Here is a 24,417-nt window from a genome sequence, read left to right as displayed (position 1 = left end):
TATATAATTTCACAAAAACGGGCATCTAAAAATAGATGCCCGTTTTTGTGAAATTCTTGTTATTTTTAAGAAATGAATCCGAGTTAATTGCAACAGGCTTCATTCATACAATCATGCGAAATGTTTTTATAAAATAAGAAAGCGTTAGCCATTAATTAGCAATTCAACATGCATAAATAATCGGGCTGAAAAGCTCAAACAATAATTATCGAACAAATGAAAAAGAAATTCTTTGCCATTGCTTTTGCAGCAGCCTTACTATTTACTGCGAATGAATCTTTTGCCCAGTTAAAACTACCGGCAGCAAGTAGCGCCCAAACCATCACACAAGGTTTAGGAATTGAAAATGTAACGCTTAACTACAGCCGTCCAAGTATGAACGGCCGTAAGATTTTTGGTGAGCTCGTACCTTACAACGAGGTATGGCGTACAGGTGCCAATACCAATACAACCTTGACATTTGAAGGCGATGTCACGCTAAATGGACATACACTCCCTGCTGGAACATATGCATTATTCACCATTCCAAACAAAACTGAATGGACCGTTATTATTAGCAAGAATACCAAACAATGGGGTGCTTATACCTACAATCAATCCGAAGACGCTGTTCGTTTTAACGTTAAACCACAGCCTTTAAGCAACCCCGTAGAAACATTTACACTGTCTTTTGACAATGTTACTCCAACGGACGCCGTATTAACGCTTGCGTGGGAAAAAACAGCAGTAAAGATTGACCTTAAAGTCAATCAACAGGCAAAAATTATTGCATCCATCGACGAAGCAATGAAAGGGGAGAAAAAACCATATTTCGCCGCTGCCCAATACTATTTCAACAACAATCTGGATTTAAATAAGGCATTAACATGGTTTGATGAAGCAGCCAAAGCACAACCTAAGGCAGCCCATGTATTGTACTGGAAAGCAAAAGCGCAACTTAAAGCTGGAGATAAAAAGGGAGCTATAGAAACCGCCACCAAGGGAGTTGAAGTCGCTACAGAAGGTAAAAATAGCGAATACATCAAGCTGAATACGCAAGTAATCAATGCCGCAAAAAAATAAGGCATTTGAATAATTTTAAATTATAAAAAACGGCATCGTATTTACGGTGCCGTTTTTTATAACTCATCTTTTAGCAACTGTTCCAATTCTTCGGGTGAAACATTCATATTCACGTTTCCGTCTTTTGCAAAAGATATCTCGCCAGTTTCTTCAGAAACAATGACCGCAATTGCATCAGAGATCTCCGTCACGCCGATTGCCGCACGGTGCCGCAATCCAAACTGAAGGGGTAGGTCGTCACTATCCGAAAGCGGCAATACACAGGAAGCCGTCATAATCTTGAAGTCGACAATCACAACTGCCCCATCATGTAGGGGACTGTTTTTATGGAAGATACTTTCTATTAACCGTTTCGAAATATGGGCATCAATATATTCGCCGCTGCTCTGGTAATATTCTTCATCAAAATATTTTGAGAAGACCAGTAAGGCCCCTGTCCGTGTACGTGACATACTCCTGCAGGCCTCGACAATTGGTTTTAGATCTTCAGTCAGATCCTTCTGTATCGCTTTTTTATTTCCTAAAAAAGACCAGAATACCTTTTTCCGCTTCATCGATATATTTTTACCCACGTGAAGTAAAAAGCGCCTGATTTCCTGCTGGAATACCACAATAAGCGCAATGGATCCTACGGATATAAATCCGCCAAATATCTCGGTCAATAGACGCATGTGCATCTGTTTGACAACAATATAGACACCATAAAACAAGGCAACTCCGATCAAGATATTCACGGCGATGGTACCGCGAATCAAACTATAGATATAGTAGATAATAATCGCCACCAATATAATATCGATAACGTCCAATAGGCGAAAGCCACTAAACAAGCTATAATCGATTCCATCCATACATGCAAGTTAAAAAAAAATAGATATTATTTGTATTTTTACGGTATAACATACAGGAAAATGACTAGACTTTCAGTAAATATCAATAAAATCGCAACACTCAGAAATTCCAGAGGGGGCAACAACCCTAATCTTGTATCTGCAGCATTAGCTTGTGAACGTTTTGGGGCACAAGGCATCACGGTACATCCAAGACCGGATGAACGGCATATCCGTTATCAGGACGTATTCGATCTAAAAGCTGAAATTCAGACTGAGCTTAATATTGAAGGCAATTGTCAGGAACAGAAATTCGTTGACCTTGTATTGGCGAACAAACCTGCCCAAGTCACATTAGTTCCTGATGCTGAAGGACAATTGACCTCCAATCACGGTTGGGATACCATCAAAAACAGCGCTTATTTAAAGGATATGTGCCAATTGTTCAAAGATGCGGGCATCCGGGTATCAATCTTTGTAGATCCCATTGAAGACATGGTTGAGGCTGCTGCAGAGACAGGCACAGATCGAATCGAGTTATATACCGAAGGTTTTGCCAGCGAATATGGTTTTGATAAAGAAGCTGCGATCCAACCTTATTTCAAAGCGGCGCTTAAAGCACGCGAGGTAGGACTGGGTTTGAATGCCGGTCATGATTTGGACCTCAATAATCTCCAGTATTTCAATCAGCATATACCTGAACTATTGGAGGTGAGTATTGGTCACGCCTTAATTTCAGATGCTTTATACTTGGGGCTCGAGGAGACAATCAAACGTTATCTGGCCTGTTTAAAATAAACGGGACAATGGGATTGCACCTATTCCGCCATTCGGGGATCTCTTTCAGTTTTTCTGAAAGAAAAAATTATTCAAAAAAAGGCTTTCTTGCAGAAAGCCCTTTTTTATTCAAATCATTTATCAAAACGAACGCCCCCCCTTAACGCTATTAATGAATTCCTTTAAATATACGGTTCCAGCGAATTTTAGAAAGGCCCGAACCAATCTCATCCCAACTCATCCAGGTAAATAATGCTTTACCTACGATATGATCTTCAGGAACAAAACCCCAGCCTCTGGAATCCAACGAATTGTGGCGGTTATCCCCCATCATCCAGAAATAGTCCATTTTAAAGGTATAACTATCTGCTTTAACATCGTTGATATAGATCCCGTCGGCGCGCTTTTCGAGTTTATTGTTTTCATAGACGCGAATTGCGCGCTCATAGATTGGTAAAGTTTGTGTATTTAAAGCAACCGTCCAGCCCTTTTTCGGAATCAAGATCGGCCCAAAATTATCAAAATTCCATTTATATTGAGGATCGTACGGATAGGCACCTTCTCCAACCGGGCTTCTCCTGATTTCTTTCACATTGGACCATGACTTCACCAATGCCAACTCATCCTTGGTCATAAACAACTGGTATAAGCCAGGCTGTTGGTCAGAACCAACGGCTTCAATTCGCAGTTCACGTAGACGGTCCATATTCAATGGTGTCCCATCGGTCAATACCATATAATCCAGCTGGCTTTCGGGCGGATCAAATCCTGGCTGGTCATTGATAAAAAGTTTGGCATCCTTCATCGCTATCTTATCGCCTGGCAAACCCACACAACGTTTGATATAATTTTCGCGTTTATCGATTGGTCGAGCCTGGATGGTAAATTGCGAATTGACGGTCTGCCAACCGTAGGCCCTTACAAGATCATAATAACTCGCATTCTGATTTTCCAGAGCGACTGTATCTCCTGCGGGGAAGTTAAAAACCACAACATCATTTCGTTCGATCTTTTGAAATCCCGGAAGACGTTTATAAGGCAATTCAATCAGTTCTGAATAGGCCTTACCTCCTGTTATTGGCATGGTATGATGCGCAAAAGGAAAAGCAATGGGTGTATTGGGGACGCGAGGGCCATAATTCAGTTTGCTCACAAAAAGAAAATCTCCGATCAATAGCGTGCGCTCCATCGATCCCGTAGGAATCATATAAGCTTCAATTAAAAACCCACGAATAAGTGATGCTGCAACAGTGGCAAACACAATGGCATCCGCCCATTCACGCACCATAGATTTTTTATAAGGATACTTAATTTTATACTCCTGATAAGACTCCTGTTCAATCTCTGCCCGCTTTTCTGCAGTTAATTCCAGCCCCTCCTGAGTGGCAGCCTTCAGATTTTTAGCGTACAAACCATTCAAAAAACGTACGTTATTATCTTTCGCCCACATGGGTAATACAATGAATGGTACCACAACAGCAGCAGCATTTTCCCAAAAACGGCGTTTGCCAAAACAATGGATAAAGTCGAGATAAAGGTTATAGAAAACAAAGATATTGACGATAGGCACCAGCAGTAAGATCACCCACCATGTTGGCCTCCCTGTTAATTTAGCTTGAATATATTGACTATAAAAAGGTACGATTGCTTCCCAGCCTTTTCTGCCAGCTTTAACAAACAATTGCCACAATCCATATCCCGCTATTGCTGTTAAAACCGCAAAGATAATTAACCACATAATCTATTTATTAGTACTATTTATTAAAATCAAAAATTTCCGTCACCTGATAGAATCCTTTTCTACCATTCAACCATTCGGCGGCGACTACAGCGCCTAAAGCAAAGCCATCACGGCTATGGGCAGTATGTTTAAATTCTATCTGATCCACTTCGGAACTGTACAACACAGTATGCGTACCCGGTACTTCTTCAATTCGATGGCTCTCTATAAGAAGTTCCTGTGGTTTAGGAATAATTTCATCTTGCTCTCCAACAACGGTATTCACCCAGTTTGTCTTCACATCACTGTTATCTAAGATACCTTCAGCAATGGTAATCGCTGTACCACTCGGTGCGTCCAATTTGTGGATATGGTGAATTTCTTCTACCTGAACATCATATTGTTTATAAGGCTGTAAAGCCTGTGCCAACATACGGTTGATATGGAAGAACACATTCACGCCGATTGAAAAATTTGAACCATATAAAATAGTTCCCTCCATGTCCAAACATTTTTCTCGGACGCTTTCCAGCTGATCGTACCAGCCTGTTGTACCGACTACAATCGGCACCCCTGCTTCCAAACAAAGGTTCATATTATCCAAAGCAGCAGATGGTACACTAAAGTCGATTGCTACATCAGCCCCCTTGATATCATCAACTGTCAGGCCAGGGCGATTATTTTCATCCACAACTAAAAAAATTTGATGGCCTCTTTTCAGTGCATACCTTTCGATAATCTGCCCCATTTTGCCATATCCCAAGAGAATGATGTTCATATATCTAGAAAATAAGTATAGTTTATTTTTAAAATTAAAAAATTCCAGTGAAAAACAGACACAAAACCGTGGTAAACAACGTTTTTTTTATCAGGTGCATGCCTATTCAAAGATTAATAACATCTCAAGTCTCCCTGGTTTATTGCTTGCGCGGCCCGTGGGAGTAAGTTATTAATTGAATTTCATGGACAACTTTAATCCAACTGTAGGCTTAAAAGTAGACGTTCCGGATGCGAGACTGGCATCCATCAATGTAGGTCCAATAGAAAAAGCGGTCTTCTTAGGTTTGTCGTCCCCGATACTCCATCTATATTTTAGCATAGAATCGATATAAGCTTCGGCAACATTCAATCCATAGACGCCAAGGGTAAGCAGTACCATCAGATCCCGGTTTCGCCTTGCATTATCCTTTGCCCGAATAATGGACTCATCTGGAATATTGAGATAAAAAGGATCTACTGGCCGACCTTCGGCTCTATCTTGCAATACCCCCAATAGTTCTTTATAGTACCGATTATTAAAATCAAAAACGAGGACTGTGGTAGCCAATCCCCCATAGATTACAGGCACTTTTATCCACCACACACCGCCATTGGTATATTGTCCCCAGCCCGGAAGCACCAGAGAACGTTTCCAGGCCTGTTTATTTTTTGCCTCAATAGCTAATCGGGTTGAATCTTTAAACACAACCTTCTCCTTGGCTTTAGCTTCCTCTTTTTCACGCTTTTTGCGCTCTTTTCGGGATTCTTTTTTAACCGTATCCTGTGCTGCTTTGGGATTCAAACCTTCCTTTTTGATTGTCTGAACCGGTTTTTTGGAAATTGTATCGGTAGTTTGTCCCTGTACCATAAGTACAGCAAATACAGCAAAGAACAAGCTTATTAACTTGGTCATGTTACCAGTCTAAAAGTTCAAGAATACGGCTCAAATCATCCTCCGATTCAAAAGGAATCTCAATAGCCCCCTTACCTTTGGTGCTCTTTAAGTTCAACTTGACTCTTGAAGAAAATTTTGAAGCCAGATCATCTTCTATTTTCTGTAGCTGAAAGGACTTTGGAGCTTTGTCCTTATTTGCTTTTTTCTTGCCTCCTTTTTGGATTTCACGGACAAGTTCTTCGGCTTTTCTAACGGAGAGCCCCTGATCGATAATCAATTTAAAGATATATAGCTGCTTATCGACTTCTGCGATATTGATCAATGCACGTGCGTGCCCCATGGTCAATGCGCCATCACGAATAGCCGCTTGAATAACGGGTGGAAGTTTCAATAAGCGCAAATAATTCGTGACTGTTGAACGGTTCTTGCTAACACGTTCCCCCAATTCCTCTTGCTTTAAATTACACTCCTCAATCATGCGCTGAAAACTCAAAGCAACTTCAATAGCATTTAAGTTTTCACGTTGGATATTTTCGATCAATGCCATTTCCAGCATTTGCTGATCATTGGCCGTACGTATATAAGCTGGAATTTCTGTTAATCCCGCTAATCTTGAAGCCCGAAGACGTCGCTCCCCAGAGATCAATTGATAGTTTCCGTCCGAAATCTTACGTACTGTAATCGGCTGGATTAAACCCTGTAAGATAATGGATTCAGCTAATTCCTGTAATGCAACCGGATCGAATTCCGTACGGGGCTGAAATGGGTTCACCGATATTTCTTCTACCCGGACATGACTGATGCTGCCGTTCTCTTTCGTTGTATTTATTACAGAAGAAGTCACTAATGGTGCCTCTTCAACTTGCTGATTACTTTTAGCAGGAGCTTCTACACTATCGTTTAATAGCGCACCTAAACCTCTCCCCAGTCCTGTTTTACGCTGATGTGCTGCCATATTATGCGGTTACTGTTGTATTCATTTCATTAAGATGCCCGTTTTTCTGTAATATTTCACGCGCTAAATTCAAATAATTGATCGCACCTTTACAGGAAGCGTCATGCATGATAACAGAAATACCGAAGCTAGGAGCTTCACTTAAACGGGTATTACGTTGAATGATGGTGTCAAAAACTAAATCCGTAAAATGTGTCTTTACTTCTTCGACAACCTGATTGGAGAGTCTTAAACGAACATCATACATCGTCAATAAAATCCCCTCAATCTCCAAACTAGTATTTAAACGGTTTTGAACAATTTTAATTGTGTTCAGCAATTTACCAAGTCCTTCCAAGGCAAAATATTCACATTGAACAGGGATGATTACGGAGTCAGATGCCGACAGGGCATTAATGGTAATTAAGCCCAATGAAGGGGAGCAGTCGATGATTATAAAATCATAATCGTTTTTCACTTGATCCAAGATCTTTTTCATCTTGTACTCGCGCTCGTGCATATTGATCATTTCAATCTCTGCACCAACCAAGTCGATGTGAGCGGGCAACAGATCCAGATTTGGCGTTTCAGTTGATTGAATAGCGTCTCTCGGGTTTAGATCGTTAACCAAACATTCATATATACTCTCATTGATTGTACGAGGGTCAAAACCAATCCCAGAAGTTGAGTTCGCTTGAGGATCCGCATCCACCAACAATGTTTTATATTCTAAAACCGCCAAACTAGCCGCCAAGTTAATTGACGTTGTGGTTTTTCCGACCCCACCTTTTTGGTTTGCGATTGCGATTACTTTTCCCATCTTGAATGAAAACCTTTCTTAATTAAAATGTCATTTTACACTACATTTCACTTTCCTGAAGATTTATTTGTCCAAATATTTACACTAAATTTAAATTAGCCTAACAAATTCAGCATATTTTGTACTTTTGATTGATCAAAAGCACATATCCTCAGGATGCTAAGATACAAAAAATCAAGATATGTATCCACTTTGAAATAGTGCTTTTTATAAGTATCAACAACACAATGATTTTAATAATATCCGGAACAAACCGTCCTCATAGTAAGACGTTAAAAATAGCAAAATGCTACCAACAGCTACTTAATCGTAAATCCATTGAGAACGAGATCTTTTCCCTATCAGATCTGCCTGCAAATATTTTAGAAACAGACCTTTACGGCAAAAGAAGCGCAGCTTTTGAACCTATACAGAAAAAGGTTAGCGAAGCTGATATGTTTATTTTTGTGGCACCAGAATATAATGGGAGCATACCAGGTGCCCTCAAGCTGTTTATTGACTGCTGCTCCTTTCCCATCAGTTTTTACCACAAAAAAGTTGCGTTGGTCGGATTATCTTCTGGAAGATATGGCAACCTACGCGGGATAGACCATCTCACCGGCATATGCCACTACCTCAGAATGCATGTTCTCCCTCTCAAGATCTTCCTTCCCAATGTACAGCAGGAATTAAACGAAAATGGGGAATTATTTAAAGAGGATACACTGCAGTTTATCAACGAACAGATTGAAGAAATCGCGCGGTTTTGATTCGCCTTCTGGGAACATCTTCAAATCACACCATCCCTTTATACGCACTACCCTCTTCCGCTTTCCTGAGGTAACGGCAGGCTCAAGCGTTGAAGATAAAGATACAGTAATAACAAGAAGGCCCTCGATACATATCGAAAGCCTTCTTATTCAAGTAACCTAAAGAAAGGAGACGTTAGTCAGCCAAAGGATAAAAAAACTAACGTCTCCTTTCTACAAACTAATACCCAAACAACTCGTTTAAGTCTAGTTTTTTTACTTCGCCTAATTTTGCAAGATCTTCTTGCTTAAGATTAGTCTCCTTTGCTACAATACAATATACATACGACTTTTGGCTCATCTCTTTCTTATGAAACGTGCTTAGGTCACCGTACGTCAACTTAGGAGCCTGCTCATACACCGTTTTACGAATATCCGTTGCATTCCCCAAACGCTGAGCGGCCAAGTAGCTGCTTAAAACAGACGCATTTAGCACACGCTCACTGGCAATCGATTTCTGCAAGCTTACCTTAGCGATATCCAAGCCTTTCGCACTTTCAGGCAACAGGTCCAGTAATTCATTCATCCCCTTTATAGCTTCATTGAATTTATCAGCCTGTGTACCGACATAAGCACCTACCGTATAATGATTTTGCTTTTTATAAGGCTGCCCATAAAATGCGTAAGTCGAGTAAGCCAACGCTTTTGATTCACGGATAGTCTGGAACACGATACTTCCCATACCTCCTCCAAAGTAGTTATTGAACAATGACACGGTAGGGGTTAGTACTGCAGAATAAACTCCTGATGTCCTGTACCAGAATACCTCAGCTTGCTTCATATCAAAATCTGCAAACAACACTTGATTTTTACTGGTCGGCTGCTCAGTGAACACCATAGCTTTCGCTCCTTGAACATAGTCCCCTGAACCTTGTTTTAACGGTTTTGCCTTTGCAACAAATTCACCGACACTCAAGGGCCCAAAATAAAGCAAAGTATGTTTCATATTAGCCAGATCATGAAGTGCTTTCACCAAATCCTCTGCTTTCAATGCATCCAATTCTGCATCCGTGAACACGTTATTGAATGGATTTTTGGCCCCATATTTTGCATACGATTTCAGCCCCTCCATAATAGCAGCCTTATTTTCCTTGGCATTAGCTCTTGATTTTTTAAGACGCGCGATATACATCTTGAAAGCTTCCTGGTCAGCAACACAATTGCGCAATAAGTCTTGGATTAAAGTTTGCGTGGCGATAAAATTCGAATTTAGCCCCGAGATCGAAACCAATGTCTCTTCGTTTCCAGCCGATACCGAAAAATCAGATGCTAATTGATAAAAATCTTTACTGAATTGCTCACTGGACTTGTCTTTCGTACCTAAAAATTCCAGGTAACCAGCCGCCAGCGAAAGTAATTTATTATTCCATTTACCCACATCAAAACGATAAGACAGGGAAAATAATTCGTTATCATTATTCTTGACAGCAAGTACCGGCAATCCATTAGCTGCAGCTTTCTGAACATCTTTATTATAGTCTACCCACACCGGTTGGATTTTGTCCTCGGGCATTGCCGCCACTGTTTTCAAGAAATCAGATTGATCGTCACGATTCACAGTGACAGGCGTAATTTCCGGTTTCACGACTTTAACTACGTTATTATCTACGCCCTTGCGTTTATACACCACGACATAGTTGTTCTCGTTTAGGTACTTATTGGCAAAATCGACGATATCCTGTTTTGTGATTTTGTTCAATCCATCAGAATAACTCACTACCGATGCCCAGTCCTGGCCAGATGTGAAAGCATCCATCAGTGCTTCAGCCCGCTCACCATAACTTTCATGCTGTTTGATCTCATCTTTTTTCTCATTGTTGACAATTGCACCGATCAAATCATCCGAAAACTCGCCTTTACGCAGTTTTTCCAATTCTTTTAACAGCAACTGCTGCACTTCCTCCAGGCTCTGTCCCTGGCTAGGATTCCCCTGCAGGATCAATAGCGAGTAATCTTTCAATACATACGGAAAGGCTCCTGCCCCCAATAATTTCTGGTTCTTCACTAAATCCAGATCAATCAGACCAGCGGAACCGTTGGTCAAAATCTGACTCATCAGATTTAACAGCTGCGCATCCTTGGTCGCTGCCCCGGGAAAACGAAAGCCCATAAACATAAATTCAGCATCGGGACCTTTCACCTCACGGACAATTGGACTTAAAATCGGCTTTTCCGGATCAAAAGTATATGCAGGTATTTCTTTTGGCTGCATATAGGCAAAACTCCGCTCTACCTTCTTGACCACTTCTGTGGGATCAAAATCCCCGGACATGATCACCCCCATATTGTTGGGCACATAATAAGTATGAAAATATTCACGGATTGCTTTTAATGACGGGTTTTTCAGGTGTTCCACTGTCCCAATAGTAGTTTGCTTTCCGTAATTATTATTTGGGAATGCAGCTTCAAACATAGCTTCAACAGCCTTGCGGCTATCTTTATCCAATCCAATATTTTTCTCTTCATATACCGCTTCTAGCTCTGTATGAAAAAGGCGGAGGATAGGGTTTCTGAAACGCTCGGCTTGGACAGCAAGATACTTATCCACCACATTGCTTGGGATCTGCTCTTGATATACCGTCTGTTCAAACGAAGTAAATGCGTTGGTACCTTCTGCCCCCATGGAAGCCATCAGCTTATCGTATTCATTTGCAATTGCATACTTTGCAGCTTCGCCAGACACACGATCGATCTCTTTATATATCGCTTTCCGCTGTGCTTCATCAGTTGTACTATTATACTTCTCATACAGTGCGTCGATCTGATCCAATAAAGGCTTTTCCTTGGCCCAATCTTTAGATCCGAATTTGTCCGTACCCTTGAAGAGCATATGTTCCAGATAGTGGGCCAAACCTGTGTGATCTTTTGGATCCGTTTTACTCCCTGCTTTGGTTGCGATGTAGGTTTGGATACGCGGTTCCTTTTTGGTTGGACTGAGGATAACGGTTAAGCCATTTTTAAGTTTATAAAACCTTGAATGGGTAGGATCATTGGTCACGTACTTGTAGGTATACCCGCCCTCTGTGGTTTCTTTCCAGTCAAACTTGGCGTTTTGGGCAAACAAAGTAACCCCCGCTGTTGTTAAGGCAAACGTAACAGCGGTAATTTTAAATAGGTTTTTAATCATATTTCCTTTTTCTTTTCAATTCAAACTTAGATAAATTGCTGTGGATATACAATATATTTAAATACACGACAAAAACAATTTATGCTGCTGCGCTGTTGCATGTTGTTCGCTGTGGCTGGAATACGGCAATTTATCAATTATATTTCCCAATAGTTTAATGAATATTGTTACAATGGTTAATCATTCTTATTTTTGCACAAGTTAAAAAAACGCTAACGTTTTAATTCATGAGATCAAGCATACTTGTTTTTGTGGTCTTCGCGCTCTTTTCCGTTTGTGCAAAAGCGCAGGTCACCCCCAGAATCGAAAATCAAAAAGACACATCAAATAGCCATAAACCTGCAAAAACAAGGCTAATATTTCAAGTTGAGCATGAGAGCGGAGGCGAACTCAAATTCAACGAACGAACCAAGGAAACCCTGGCCGATTCTTATTATAGCGGCCTAAACTTTCGCGTTGGCTTTCAGACACAATTTCAAGATTCGCTAAAAAGTATCTATAACGAAATATACAATTATCCGATCTATGGCGTGGGCGTCTATAGCAGCACATTTGGCCAGGAACACTTGGGCAGACCCTTTGCGCTTTATGGATTTGTTGCGATCCCCATCAAACCGAAAATCAATAGTAAATGGAACTTTAACTACCGAATTGCGCTGGGCCTTTCGGGCAGGTTCAACCCCTATAATGAGGAGGAAAATCCCTTCAACCTTATTATAGGGAGCAAAAACAATGTATTTATTGATCTCGGTCTTCAGGCCAATTATAGATTGAGCCAAAAATTCCAGGTCGGTGCCGGTGTGGCTTTCCACCATTTCAGTAATGGTGCATTAGCCTTACCGAATACAGGAATCAATCTACTCCCCTTGAGTTTGTCGGTATCTTATACCCCAACAAGCAAACCATTTGACTTCAGAAAAAGCGCCATTCCAAAAATGGAAGAAACGGAAGAGCTCCACTTCAACTATGCCTTTGGATTTAAGCAGATCGACCGGGAACATGATGGTCAATATTTTAAATCAACATTTGGTGCCTATTACAGCAAGCATTTAGGTTACAAATGGCGTCTTGGCGCCGGGCTGGATGCATTCTATTCAGCAAGTGGTAACGATGAGAAAATTGCAGGTGACAAAGCAGGCAACTTTGCTTCATTGTTTTCCTATGGCCCTGCTTTTTACATAGACCATGTCCTCAACTCCAGATTATATATTAATGGAAATGTGGGCGTATACCTGCACCGTAACAAGTTTAATGGGGAAAGCACTCCTGTATATTTAAGAGCTGGCTTACGCTACAAAGTATATAAAGAGTTCTTTGCTGGAGTTTCCATTAAAGCACATGGTGGTAAGGCAGACTTTATTGAATGGACTACTGGCTACGGTTTTAAATTAGGCAAGAAACGCACAAACCCAGCCTACCATTAAAAGCAAAAACGCCCCATCGTTTTAAAGACAGCGGAGAACTTAAATAAAAAAAGCGTTCATAAGAACGCTTTTTTTATTGTGGACCCAACTGGGCGCTTCTCGAACCATTTCCTATCTGATTTGTGCTTAATCGCCGATTTAGCAAAAAAAATCGTATAAACCTTACTATGAGTAATCTAGCAAATAGTTATCAAAAGGAAATTTAAGGGTGTATAATTTAGAAGCGTTCAAAATATCAAATACTCATCATCAAAAACGAAAAATGAGATTTGATTAATGGAATGAGTTTATGATAATCCATAATTAAAATAACAATGCAGCAGGAATTATAAGGCCAAATAAATACAATTATCTCTGAAGTACTGATTTTATTACAAAATGAGGGAATATTGATAATGCCAGTTTCAGCTGTTATTAAATTTTATTTGTACAGTTTGGATTGTCTTGCAATTAATTTTAAATCTTTTATTTCTAAAATGTTTTTGTTGTATCCAAGTGTCAGTGTCCGCATTAATGCAGTTCCGATTTCATCATAGGTCAAGGTTTTATTTGGAAAAACAAAAGGGTAGATAAGGTTAAGTCCTTTATAAATCAATCTTACATTTTTTTGTGCTTTCAACGGAATAATAAAACCTGGTCGGAAACTGTAAGCGGCTTTAAAATGTAGCTCTTTTAATGCGTTCTCTGTTTTGCCTTTTATCCTTGCCCACATTATTTTTCCATTTTCCGAACTATCTGCATACACTCCAGATAAGTAAAAGAAAACCATATTTGAATTGAAACGGGCAAGCTCCTTTGCAAACATTATTGTGGTATAAAAAGTGATGAAGTTGTACTTCTGCTCCTTCATTCCAAAGGAACTTATTCCTGCGCAATAAAAACAGCCATCGTAGCCAGTCAATTTAGCGCTATATCCGGCTAAATCTGTAAAATCTTTTACGATCAATTCAGAAAGTTTCGGATGCTTTAATGGAGAAGCTCTTCTGTTCACCATCAATACCTCAGTAATATTGGGATGATAAAGAGAAGCTAGCAAAATGCCTTCCCCTATCATCCCGGTGGCTCCTGTAATTATTATTTTCATTTTCTCATTTTCATTACGTTGCTCATCAGCGTTCAATCATTTTCCAAAACATAAAGAATGTATCCTGAATGATGTTGTGCTGTTCTTTTTTGGTGAATTTATTTGCCGAAAGGAATTGATTTACACCAAATACTTGATTACTAATCAATGCATACAATAAATTTACATCAATATCAACGATCTGTTGTTCCTCGATAGCCAGACGAAAGTGTGGTAGTACGGGAGCTATCTGAGCCGAAATTTCATCAGCACCAATTTTTTTCAGATAGGGCGAATTGGAGAACTGAGCAAGAAATGAAAATTCGTTGGGATTACGAAGCGACCATTTCAGCGATTGTTCATAGTAAGTTTTGATGACTTCCTTTGTTGATTTAACTTCTGTCAGTGCAACATTTATACTTTCTGTCGCCTGCCCTTTTACTTTCAAGTAAAGTGAAATAATCAACTCATCTTTAGTCGGAAAAAAATAAAACAAAGTCCCTGTTGCTATACCTGCCTCTTTTGCTATTTTACTTGTTGGTGTATCATTAAATCCTTGTTTTACAAATAATTCTAATGCTGTTTGAAGTAGCTTCTCCCTTTTATCCATAGATTCAGATTGCATTCCTAATGTTGTTAACTATTACTTTTCATCATCCATCGGGCCACAGAATAATTCATTAACCATAATGGTATCCAAATACTCATAAAGCCCGGTAATTAAGCCGTCGTTGAAGGTTAAAAGTAGTATCACATTGTTTTCGTAAATACGACCATCCTTTCTAGTTCCCACGATATGAACATAAAGTGCTGCCCGCTCTTCGTCTGCTGTGAGAGATTTAAGCGTCATCTTCATTCCCCCCGGAAACCGTTCTGCTACGGTGCCCCATAATTTTGCTTGGTTTTCTAACGATTGGTAACCTCCAAATGGCCACGATCCATCTCCACTCAACCAATAAACACAATCAGGCGTTTTTAATTTGGTCATTTCATCGAACTTTCCGGCCACCATTGCATTGAAATATTTTTCTGCGATTTCTTTTGTTCCCATATTTATAATTTAGTGACTGTTTAGTCAGTCATTCAAATGTACAACAATTTATTTATGGAATAACTAATAAAAAGGTTTAAAGCGTTTGTCTTAAATCTTAAGCTAAGTCGAGTTAGATCAATGGTGAATAATGGACGCGGTCTTCACCTTACTAACAAGTAGAAAAATTGGTAATTATCAAGATTACTTAAAAGCTTTGTGATTATCTCTTGTACCATAAGACAAGTTTAGGTACAGAATATGAAATCGATGAGGTAGCGCATGTTACTGACGAAATTCAATTTAATAACCAATTAATGCTTATGATATTTGACTGTTTTTTAGTTCAAAAGTTATCGGATAAAGGTATAGCACCTTTGTCCGGCTATAAAATTCTCTTTATCAAATAACGGTCGTTTTTTGATGTACACTTTTGTATTTCTCAAATGACTACTACGTTCAGATCGTAAAATTTATATAACATTGTTTATGATCGTATTCCAATCTTTAACACTTAGTCGGAATTTACTAGTCTATCTGACCAAAAACCTCAATGGGCTCGAATCAAAAAACAGCCTTTACACTACTATTAAAGCCAATAAATTTTCCGCCAAAAATACAAAACCCTCTTTACGGACTGTAAAGAGGGTTTGTGGGGATTACTGGGTTCGAACCAGTGACCCCTACCTTGTCGAGGTAGTGCTCTAAACCAGCTGAGCTAAACCCCCTAACGAAAAAAAAAGCACCAGTTGAGATGCTTTTGTGGAGGCTACTGGATTCGAACCAGTGACCCTCTGCTTGTAAGGCAGATGCTCTGAACCAGCTGAGCTAAGCCTCCGTTTTGGATTGGTGGAGAATACTGGATTCGAACCAGTGACCCTCTGCTTGTAAGGCAGATGCTCTGAACCAGCTGAGCTAATTCTCCGACTTTGTATGGTGGAGGCTACTGGATTCGAACCAGTGACCCTCTGCTTGTAAGGCAGATGCTCTGAACCAGCTGAGCTAAGCCTCCGTTTTGGATTGGTGGAGAATACTGGATTCGAACCAGTGACCCTCTGCTTGTAAGGCAGATGCTCTGAACCAGCTGAGCTAATTCTCCGACTTTGTATGGTGGAGGCTACTGGATTCGAACCAGTGACCCTCTGCTTGTAAGGCAGATGCTCTGAACCAGCTGAGCTAAGCCTCCATACTTTTTTAAAGAACGCCGTTCCCTAATTGCGTGTGCAAATATAGCTTAAAAATTCTATTCTCAAAATTATTTTCGAAGATTTTCCACATCAAAACCCGCAACAAGCTAAGAAACACCCATATAATTTTCACAGAAATTAATCGTAAAACTTCCATGAAATACCAAATCTAAAGTTTGCCGTATTCATCGGATAACGTCTCACCGTATAATAACCATTTGGATAAAAATTCTGATTTAGAAAATTATAACTTAAAAACATATTAACACGCTGTATATTTGCAGTGATCCATAAGTCCATAATCGGATAAGTAGAAAATTCGATCTGCTGATAAGCGTTATAAAACTGTCCTGTTGGTATTGAATAATTTGGATTGGCATAAGGTGTATTAAATTTAGCGTCAATCCCGATACTGTAGTCAATGACTTTATAAAAGAGATTGCTATAATACAGGCTGTGCCAAGTATAAAGTTCGGGAACAGCCAGCACATTCTGTTGATCAGTCTTTTGGTAAACGACCAAGTTATCGAATGTAAAATGGTTGAGTTTAAATTTCTGTCCCACGCTCACCTTCAACAGGTTGGCATTATCCAATTGCGCCGGATTGATCCATTTGTCCTTTTTTCGGTCATTCTGCGGATTCGACAACTCCTCAAAATAAGTATAGTTATTCATTAGGAAATACTCCACTTTTCCATTAAATCCAAGCGTAGGGTTACGATATTGAAAGGCTACATTTTGAATTTTGATCTTTTTAAAATCCAGGTCATTCCACTTGGCATAGGTATAGTTTAGGTTTTCAAAAACCATTTCAGGTGATTTGTTCTGCGAATAAGCAGAAAGCGTTACCTTTCCGATTTTATCTCCCATGGAAATATCCGCTTTTGCTTCATAGAGAAAATCACCAATATTATGTCCAAAAACAATTTGATTAGCTTTCACACTAAAATCTAACCGATCTGAAAATTTGTAGCCCAACTCTCCTTTAACGATTCCATTTTGATAGAAACGGTCAAATGTTGTACTATCCGGCAATTTCTTCAGTGGTTCGGGATAGGCAGCCTGGTTGGTATAGAAACGCAAAGAATCTAATTGGCTCTGCTCTACCCAATTCATATCGTGTTGAAAAGCAAGATTTAGCTTAGCTTCATTTTTAAAAATTGATTTACCACGCAAAAAAAAGCTGTATTCGAATTCATTAGACACGTTTGTGATGCCCGTTTTATCACTATTGAGCGTCAAAGCTTTGTTATTATAAGGCAAGGCAGCATTTTCATCAGGCATATTTTTGAAAAAGTTATACGTCTGCTTTCTGATCCGCGTATTATGCGCCATGCTGTTTGTCGGATAAATCTGCTGGGTAGGCTTCCCCTTATCCACGGTATCAATCCGGCCAACATAGAGCGACTGCCGCAGGAACAGTGAATTATCCCACCATTTGGATCTTGGTATAGTCGCATTGGAAGGATCCCTAAATTTAGTAGGAAACCGATCCGGAGCCTGTTTGTTCTCCGCGGCAAATGGCCGATCTTCAATGATAGATCCATTTTCCATAGCATCCAATCGGTTGAAAACCGCATTGATCAACAAATTATAACGGTTGTTTTTCGATTCATACCATGAGGCCACCGATGCTTTCAGATCTGCATAGCTTTGATTAAGATAAAATCCATCTGTTTTCGTTGAATGGAAATCAACATTCATATTCCATTGCGAATTGATATTTTGCGCCACCCGGGCCCGAAAGACCTGATCATTGAAAAAGAATCCCACCGCCGACAATTCAGAATAACGCGCCCGCGCCCTAAAATATTGAACAGAGTCCGGATTTAACAAATATCGTTCAAGGGCAGAAAACCCAGATTGAAATCCTATTGTTTTTTTGGGCTGAAATAATAAATCGCGTGTTGCGAGGCCGTAAGCACCCAGATTTACACTTGGGTTCCAGGGTTGGTTTTGGGGATTATAATATTGGTAATTGCGATGTGAAGTATCTATTTGTCTTGTATAGGTGCCCTTTTTCAGCATATCCAATGTTGCATAACGGATATACTTTGCAGACAGGATAACCGAATCTTTTTTACCATCTTCTTTGGCTCTCGCCGAATCCAATGCGCTGCTCCAATCCTCATTGCTTTGCGCAACAACATCCAAGGAACAAACCAGTAAGACACACAGTGCGGCTAATACGCGTACGATCAACTTCATCTAAAATTGTATATAGTCTAAATTTACTGCAAAGCTATCAATTCTTTCAAAATTAATGTCATCTTAGGTTCTGCTTTCTCTGCAACGGCGACGATTTCCTGCAAGGAGACAGGTTTTAGCTCATTGTGAAAACCTTCGTCGGTAACAACAGAGATTGCAAACACCGGAAGAGCCATATGATTGGCAACAATGACTTCAGGCACTGTGCTCATCCCAACGACGTCACCACCGATCAGTCGCATATATTTATATTCTGCTTTTGTTTCCAGATTTGGCCCGGGAGAAGAGACATAAACAACCCTTCGTGCTGTAATTTTATGTTTTGAAGCAATCTCAAGCGCCTGTTCAATCATTTCACGGCTATAGGGTTCGCTCATATCTGGAAAACGAGGACCAAATTCGGCTAGATTCTGTCCACGTAAGGGATTATCAGGCAAGAGGTTGATATGATCTTCGATAATACCCAGATCACCCATTCTGACATCCGGGTTCAGCGATCCGGCAGCGTTTGACACAAAGAGCTTGTTGACACCCAGCACTTTCATGATACGGATAGGAAAAGTAATCTGCTGCATATCATAACCTTCATAATAATGAAGTCTACCTTGCATGGCAACCACATTTCTACCATTCAATTTTCCAAAAATCAATTTACCGGAATGAAATTCGACTGTAGAGATGGGAAAATTAGGGATATTGGAATACATCAGCTGATACTCGACTTCAATCTCATCAACCAATTTACCCAAACCAGTACCTAGGATGATACCGAATTCTGGAGTAAAATCTCCAATTTTTCTACGGATAAACTCCGTCGTTTCATTTATGCTATGATACATACGTACAAAAAAACTAAGTATCTCAAACTTAACTTAATTTTTTTGTACGCACAAATCAAATATAGCAGCTTAATTATGGGAAAGCGCCTTCTCGTCCGCTTTACCTGGAGAGCTGACCAAAAGCATCAAGAAAGTGATAAAACCATTGATGATAATCAAGTCGAGCCCGATAACATACGGTGTATATACTTCAATCACATAAGTTTTCAATACATACAATACCGTAGGGGACAGCACACAGATATAAGGCACTGCCTTGTCCCGCACCGCATATTTGGTAAAGATCCCAAACACAAATAATCCCAATAGTGGTCCATAAGTGTAGCTGGCTGCAGTAAATATCGCATTTACTACAGAATCATCATTGATCAGTTTAAATACAAGTATGACCAATAACATAACGATCGAGAAGCCAAAGTGAACGTAATTACGCTTTTTGACAAGAGCAGGATCATTTGGGTTTTCCTTCTTATTGAAGTTCAGGAAATCTACACAGAATGAAGTTGTCAACGCTGTAAGCGCACTATCAGTAGTTGCAAATGTTGCCGCAGTCAATCCCATCATAAAGATGATTGCCGGAACAATCGCCAGGTGGTTCAATGCAATCTCTGGGTACAGGTAGTCACGTGTGGCTAACTGCGATACATCAATGCCATTTTTGGCAGCATAGATATACAACAGGGCTCCCACGGCCAAAAAGAAAATATTGATTACCACAAACACACTTGTGAATGTAATCATGTTCTTTTGTGCTTCTTTGATCGTTCCCATTGACAGATTCTTTTGCATGAGATCCTGATCAAGCCCTGTCATGGCAATGGTAACAAAAATTCCGCCCAGGAACTGTTTCCAAAAATTGGCTTTGCTTCCTACAAAGTCATCCCAAAAAAATATTTTGGAGTAGCTACTTTCTTTGACTGCTTCGAAAGTATCCACAATTCCAAAATCCAGTCCCTTAGCCATAAAATAGATCGATAGAATGACAGCGGTCACTAAAAAGGTCGTCTGAAGGGTGTCCGTCACAATGATGGTCTTTAAGCCGCCCTTATTGGTATACAACCAGATAAGCACCAGGCAGATCATCACTGTGATTGCAAAGGGCACATTCCAAGCGTCAAAAATAAAGTGCTGCAAAACAATAGCGACCAGGTATAAGCGAAAGGCCGAACCGATGGTACGGGAAACCAAGAAAATCGCCGCACCGGTTTTATAAGTTGTATGTCCAAAACGTTCTTCCAAATACGTATAGATGGAGGTTAGGTTCATCCTGTAATATAGTGGGAGCAATACATAAGCAATAATAACGAAGCCCACTGCATTGCCCAGAACAAATTGAAAATAGCTAAATTCAGAGGCACCGACTGCCCCCGGGACGGAGATAAAGGTTACACCGGAGAGTGCGGTACCGATCATCCCGAAGGCCACCATATACCATTTCGAATTTCGGTTAGCCACAAAAAAGGTGGAATTATCTGAAGATCCTTTTGAGGTAAAGTGTGCTACGGCGAGTAAGACCGCAAAATAGATTACGATAAAGGATAATAATATGACTGGTGACATAGTTTGTTTTTAATGGGTGAGTGAAAGGTCATGATTTTAATGTGTCGCCTGATAGGCTTCGATCGCTTGTCTTACATTGCCAAATTGTTCCAGCAAAGCGGCAGCATCCTCTTCTGCTGCACCTGTCTGATCCATGATGATACGAACACCGCGACCCACCAATTTGTGGTTTGACAACTGCATATCGACCATTTTATTCCCCTTAACGCGGCCAAGCTGAATCATTACGGCCGTGCTAAACATATTTAATACAAGCTTTTGGGCTGTACCAGATTTCATACGGGTAGACCCCGTCACAAACTCCGGACCGACAATAACCTCAATTGGATATTGCGCAACTTCGGCAATCGGAGAGCCATCATTACAAACGATACACCCCGTTACAAGTCCTTTTTCGTTTGCGGTCTTCAAACCACCGATGACATAAGGTGTTGTACCCGAAGCAGCAATACCGATAACAACATCATTCTCGTCAATATCGTAAGCTTCCATATCCTTCCAAGCCTGCTCTAGATCATCTTCGGCAAACTCCACTGCCTTTCGGATTGCGGTATCACCACCCGCAATTAATCCAATGATCCATTCAAATGGCACACCATAAGTTGGAGGTAATTCAGATGCATCTAAGACCCCAAGTCTACCACTGGTACCCGCCCCGATATAAAACGTTCGGCCTCCAGCTTTCATTTTCTCCACAGTAACCTTAACCAATGCTTCGATCTGAGGAATTGACTTTTCAACAGCTAGCGGCACAGATTTATCCTCGTTATTGATATTAGTCAATAATTCATGTACAGACATCTTGTCCAAATCCTGATAATTCGAATCTTTCTCCGTTGTATTAACCATTCTTAATATATATTGTATTTCTTAATTCAATAAACTTGGTATATCCACTATTTGATAACCTTTCTTTTTTAATATTGTGATGATATCATCCAAATGATGATATAGCTTATCTTTTCGTCTGGCATCGGTACCCATATGGATCAAAATCATAAAACCATTCAGGCCGAACCGCTCTTCATAAGACCAAAGTCCCTCCAAAATCGCCACTGAAGACAGATAACGTTTACCCATTCCCGGATAAGTGTAATCTGCGGCAGTCCGTATTCCGGGCGTATAATTGATGGAAGACAGCCCGATTTCTTTTGCCCAATCAACCGTCTGATTGTTATACCATTCGTAAGACGGCATATAATAGTGCAGTCGCCCTGTATCTATCCCCGAAAGTGCCAGCTCATCCAGATTGGTCTTCAAATCCCGCAGGAACGAATCCCGGCTGACCAGCAATTCATCCCGGCTTCCCCAGTCACTGACCAGGAGATGCTTATCGGAATGCCCTGACAGCACATGTCCATCTTTTAACATCCGTCGAACATAAGGTTTGAAACCTGCATTCCGCAGATAGTCCCCTGTAAGGAAAAAATTCCCTTTCACATGATGACGCGTTAAACTATTCAAAACCGCATCCGTCCCCTCCGATAAATCGTGCCCCGTAAAAAGCAAGGCCACTTTTTTGACTAGGGAATCACCTCGGACAATAGCACCGAAGGGGTCCCTACTTACTTTTTTCCAGCAGGCTCCCCCAACGCCTTTCCTTCTTTCGCTGCCAACAAGTAAATCAGTGAAGCCGTTCCATCCATCGTAGGTTCATTGGTACTGTAATCACCATAATCGTCATGATAAACTGCTAGGTCACTCTGAAAATCTGCATAACTATCGGGGTTATTCAACTTAATACCGATCAAGTTACGATAAGTAGACGCCATAATCGGACCATCCACCAATCCACCGTCAATCGGGTGCTTGCCCAAATAGGTAAAAGCAGAATGCGGATCAACGGGTGTGTCGCCCCAAGACGGAAGTCCGTATACCATACTTGTTCCCCAAGGGTTGGCACCAAAAAGCCAGTCAAAGTTGGCCTGCTCCAGTTCATCAAAACGATTATCTCCTGTCAACTCTTTATACCAGAGACATTGAATAGCGAAAGAAGCCGTCAAATTATTGCTACACCAAATAAAAGGGATTCCTCTTAAAAATGCATTTTGCTCAGCCCTCTTAGTCACCTCTTCAATACCTTGCCTGTAGTATGAGACAATCTCCTCGCGATCCTGTCCTTTTAATTTTTTAGCCAATTCATAATGTCCCAAATTGATAAAAGGATACCACTGATAATGTGCGGCAGTATCTGTTACCATCCAAGGCGTTATTTTTTCCTGTCTGGCATACCGCAGCGCTTCTTCAGCAAACTTCCTTTTCGCTGTTACCGAAAACCCCATGGCTGCCGCCAGCTGCATATCATCCACCCAATTGTCCTCGGCATAGATATAGGGTGATTTGACGGACACCGTCTGTGTCACCCCCGGTTTTATATTTGCATACGCATAAGCCGTCTCTGCCTTCCGAGACAACAGCTTTGCATAATTTTTATCATCTTTTCCAAAAAGTACCGATCCCAAGCGGAAGGCACTGCTGAATTTCCCCGCAGTAGAGCTTGTCCCCGTCGTATTATTCATAAACTTGCCCCGTTGTTGCGGATCACCATCAATAAAATACACCGGGCGTTCGTAGCCCCTACCATAATACGGATCTTCCTTAGGCATACGCATACTTGCATGATCCCGATCATCCGCGATCTGATTGTACATCTGATTCGCTTTTGGATGCATCTTCAACAACCAGTCCAATCCCCATTTGGCTTCATCCAGCACATCAGCACGACCATTCTTTCCATCTAAGCCATTTGCCTGCTTTTGATCAGCAAACACCTGTGGAAAGTCCCGATAGGCTGCCAGCAGGTGAAATGTCGCATTGGCCGAGGTAGTTGCATACTGCAAATAATCAGACGCGTCATGCCATCCTCCGCCAGCATCAATATGCGTACTATCCGCTATCCCCACTTTACCTGCATACAGCGTAAAACCATCGTGCGTATGGCAACTATCCTTCAAAAAAGGATTGAACAATGTTCGTTGTTGACGCATATAGCGTAATACAAAGTCTGCGGCACCCTTATAAACATCAGGGGAAATTCTAAAATATGGAGATTTAATTTCAGCCGCTTGAATAAAAAAACTTCCCGTATCCTGTATGGCCGAAAAATCAAATCGAAAACTTTGAACGAACGGGCCATATGCGCCATAATCCCTTCCTACAGGATGGGCGTAGACTGTTTTGCCTGTCTTTGCATTCTTAACCTCAAAAGAACGAAGCTGCCTGATTGATTTCCCGCCCCATACTGCGACCTTTTTGCCTGCCGGAGTATAGCCTAATTGGTTTATTCGAATCCAAGCATTTTGCTGTGCTTGCGCAAAGTTAAAAACAAAACATGCAAAAACAAGCAAAAAAGCTTGACGTAAATTTAAGAAGTTTAGACATTCTTTTATCATAA

20 protein-coding genes and 6 tRNA genes are annotated in these 24,417 nt (G+C 40.6%); 4 read left to right on the top strand and 22 right to left on the bottom strand.

Features of this window, described 5'->3' with window-relative positions:
- The first annotated feature begins 216 nt into the window (after positions 1-216).
- A complete protein-coding gene (locus HPC41_RS21305; protein WP_172396104.1) occupies positions 217-1,062 on the top strand; it encodes a DUF2911 domain-containing protein in 846 nt (281 codons plus the stop codon).
- Between the two features lie 56 nt (positions 1,063-1,118).
- On the opposite strand, the gene cdaA is transcribed toward HPC41_RS21305, so the two are convergent.
- Positions 1,119-1,913 (bottom strand): diadenylate cyclase CdaA, encoded by a 795-nt coding sequence (gene cdaA / locus HPC41_RS21300; RefSeq protein ID WP_172396103.1) that lies wholly within the window; start codon positions 1,911-1,913, stop codon positions 1,119-1,121.
- Between the two features lie 60 nt (positions 1,914-1,973).
- Here cdaA and HPC41_RS21295 point away from each other — a divergent pair, with 60 nt between their 5' ends.
- A complete protein-coding gene (locus HPC41_RS21295; protein ID WP_172396102.1) occupies positions 1,974-2,690 on the top strand; it encodes a pyridoxine 5'-phosphate synthase in 717 nt (238 codons plus the stop codon).
- A gap of 148 nt (positions 2,691-2,838) precedes the next feature.
- Here the strand turns inward: HPC41_RS21295 and lepB are convergent, their stop codons facing one another.
- The 5 genes from lepB to HPC41_RS21270 all read right to left on the bottom strand — a co-directional run bounded on the left by lepB (position 2,839) and on the right by HPC41_RS21270 (position 7,797).
- Entirely contained in the window at positions 2,839-4,407 is a 1,569-nt protein-coding gene (gene lepB / locus HPC41_RS21290; RefSeq protein WP_172396101.1) for a signal peptidase I, read from the bottom strand.
- Between the two features lie 16 nt (positions 4,408-4,423).
- Complete coding sequence (gene dapB / locus HPC41_RS21285) at positions 4,424-5,167, bottom strand: 4-hydroxy-tetrahydrodipicolinate reductase (protein ID WP_172396100.1); 744 nt, start codon at positions 5,165-5,167, stop codon at positions 4,424-4,426.
- Positions 5,168-5,338: 171 nt separating this feature from the next.
- On the bottom strand, positions 5,339-6,061 hold the full coding sequence (locus HPC41_RS21280; protein WP_172396099.1) for a DUF5683 domain-containing protein: 723 nt from the start codon (positions 6,059-6,061) through the stop codon (positions 5,339-5,341).
- A 1-nt stretch (position 6,062) separates the two neighbouring features.
- Positions 6,063-6,998 carry a ParB/RepB/Spo0J family partition protein gene (locus HPC41_RS21275; protein ID WP_172396098.1) on the bottom strand — a complete coding sequence of 312 codons (936 nt, stop codon included), beginning with the start codon at positions 6,996-6,998 and terminating at the stop codon, positions 6,063-6,065.
- A 1-nt stretch (position 6,999) separates the two neighbouring features.
- Positions 7,000-7,797: a ParA family protein gene (locus HPC41_RS21270; protein WP_172396097.1), complete on the bottom strand. Its 798-nt coding sequence runs from the start codon at positions 7,795-7,797 to the stop codon at positions 7,000-7,002.
- Between the two features lie 227 nt (positions 7,798-8,024).
- Here HPC41_RS21270 and HPC41_RS21265 point away from each other — a divergent pair, with 227 nt between their 5' ends.
- Complete coding sequence (locus HPC41_RS21265) at positions 8,025-8,546, top strand: NADPH-dependent FMN reductase (RefSeq protein WP_172396096.1); 522 nt, start codon at positions 8,025-8,027, stop codon at positions 8,544-8,546.
- 220 nt (positions 8,547-8,766) lie between these two features.
- Here HPC41_RS21265 and HPC41_RS21260 read toward each other — a convergent pair whose 3' ends face one another.
- Entirely contained in the window at positions 8,767-11,712 is a 2,946-nt protein-coding gene (locus HPC41_RS21260) for a M16 family metallopeptidase (RefSeq protein WP_172396095.1), read from the bottom strand.
- Positions 11,713-11,939: 227 nt separating this feature from the next.
- On the opposite strand from HPC41_RS21260, the gene HPC41_RS21255 reads away from it, so the two are divergent.
- Positions 11,940-13,136 (top strand): acyloxyacyl hydrolase, encoded by a 1,197-nt coding sequence (locus HPC41_RS21255; protein WP_172396094.1) that lies wholly within the window; start codon positions 11,940-11,942, stop codon positions 13,134-13,136.
- Positions 13,137-13,557: 421 nt separating this feature from the next.
- On the opposite strand, the gene HPC41_RS21250 is transcribed toward HPC41_RS21255, so the two are convergent.
- From HPC41_RS21250 to HPC41_RS21185, 15 genes are all read right to left on the bottom strand, one after another.
- A complete protein-coding gene (locus HPC41_RS21250; RefSeq protein WP_172396093.1) occupies positions 13,558-14,220 on the bottom strand; it encodes an NAD-dependent epimerase/dehydratase family protein in 663 nt (220 codons plus the stop codon).
- Positions 14,221-14,245: 25 nt separating this feature from the next.
- Complete coding sequence (locus tag HPC41_RS21245; RefSeq protein ID WP_172396092.1) at positions 14,246-14,824, bottom strand: TetR/AcrR family transcriptional regulator; 579 nt, start codon at positions 14,822-14,824, stop codon at positions 14,246-14,248.
- Between the two features lie 18 nt (positions 14,825-14,842).
- The gene (locus HPC41_RS21240; RefSeq protein ID WP_172396091.1) at positions 14,843-15,250 is read right to left on the bottom strand and encodes a nuclear transport factor 2 family protein; all 408 of its coding nucleotides are present in this window, start codon (positions 15,248-15,250) and stop codon (positions 14,843-14,845) included.
- 632 nt (positions 15,251-15,882) lie between these two features.
- Positions 15,883-15,957 (bottom strand) — tRNA-Val (locus HPC41_RS21235).
- A 35-nt stretch (positions 15,958-15,992) separates the two neighbouring features.
- Positions 15,993-16,067: transfer RNA gene (locus HPC41_RS21230), tRNA-Val, on the bottom strand.
- A gap of 9 nt (positions 16,068-16,076) precedes the next feature.
- A tRNA-Val gene (locus HPC41_RS21225) sits at positions 16,077-16,154 on the bottom strand.
- 9 nt (positions 16,155-16,163) lie between these two features.
- Positions 16,164-16,241: transfer RNA gene (locus HPC41_RS21220), tRNA-Val, on the bottom strand.
- Positions 16,242-16,250: 9 nt separating this feature from the next.
- A tRNA-Val gene (locus tag HPC41_RS21215) sits at positions 16,251-16,328 on the bottom strand.
- A 9-nt stretch (positions 16,329-16,337) separates the two neighbouring features.
- Positions 16,338-16,415, bottom strand: a tRNA-Val gene (locus tag HPC41_RS21210).
- A 139-nt stretch (positions 16,416-16,554) separates the two neighbouring features.
- A complete protein-coding gene (locus HPC41_RS21205; protein ID WP_172396090.1) occupies positions 16,555-18,624 on the bottom strand; it encodes a putative porin in 2,070 nt (689 codons plus the stop codon).
- Between the two features lie 23 nt (positions 18,625-18,647).
- Entirely contained in the window at positions 18,648-19,463 is an 816-nt protein-coding gene (locus HPC41_RS21200) for a purine-nucleoside phosphorylase (protein WP_172396089.1), read from the bottom strand.
- A 69-nt stretch (positions 19,464-19,532) separates the two neighbouring features.
- Entirely contained in the window at positions 19,533-21,023 is a 1,491-nt protein-coding gene (locus tag HPC41_RS21195) for a sodium:solute symporter (RefSeq protein WP_172396088.1), read from the bottom strand.
- 36 nt (positions 21,024-21,059) lie between these two features.
- Positions 21,060-21,872 carry an N-acetylmuramic acid 6-phosphate etherase gene (gene murQ, locus HPC41_RS21190; RefSeq protein ID WP_172396087.1) on the bottom strand — a complete coding sequence of 271 codons (813 nt, stop codon included), beginning with the start codon at positions 21,870-21,872 and terminating at the stop codon, positions 21,060-21,062.
- A 21-nt stretch (positions 21,873-21,893) separates the two neighbouring features.
- Positions 21,894-22,538: a polysaccharide deacetylase family protein gene (locus HPC41_RS25460; protein WP_343043867.1), complete on the bottom strand. Its 645-nt coding sequence runs from the start codon at positions 22,536-22,538 to the stop codon at positions 21,894-21,896.
- Between the two features lie 50 nt (positions 22,539-22,588).
- A complete protein-coding gene (locus HPC41_RS21185; protein ID WP_246250938.1) occupies positions 22,589-24,415 on the bottom strand; it encodes a glycoside hydrolase family 9 protein in 1,827 nt (608 codons plus the stop codon).
- Positions 24,416-24,417: the final 2 nt, after the last annotated feature.

Origin of the sequence: Sphingobacterium prati (assembly GCF_013167215.1) — a bacterium.
In the GTDB taxonomy this organism is placed as follows: domain Bacteria; phylum Bacteroidota; class Bacteroidia; order Sphingobacteriales; family Sphingobacteriaceae; genus Sphingobacterium; species Sphingobacterium prati.
Note: the sequence above shows the minus strand (reverse complement) of the source record. Positions and strands in the feature narration are given on the sequence as shown.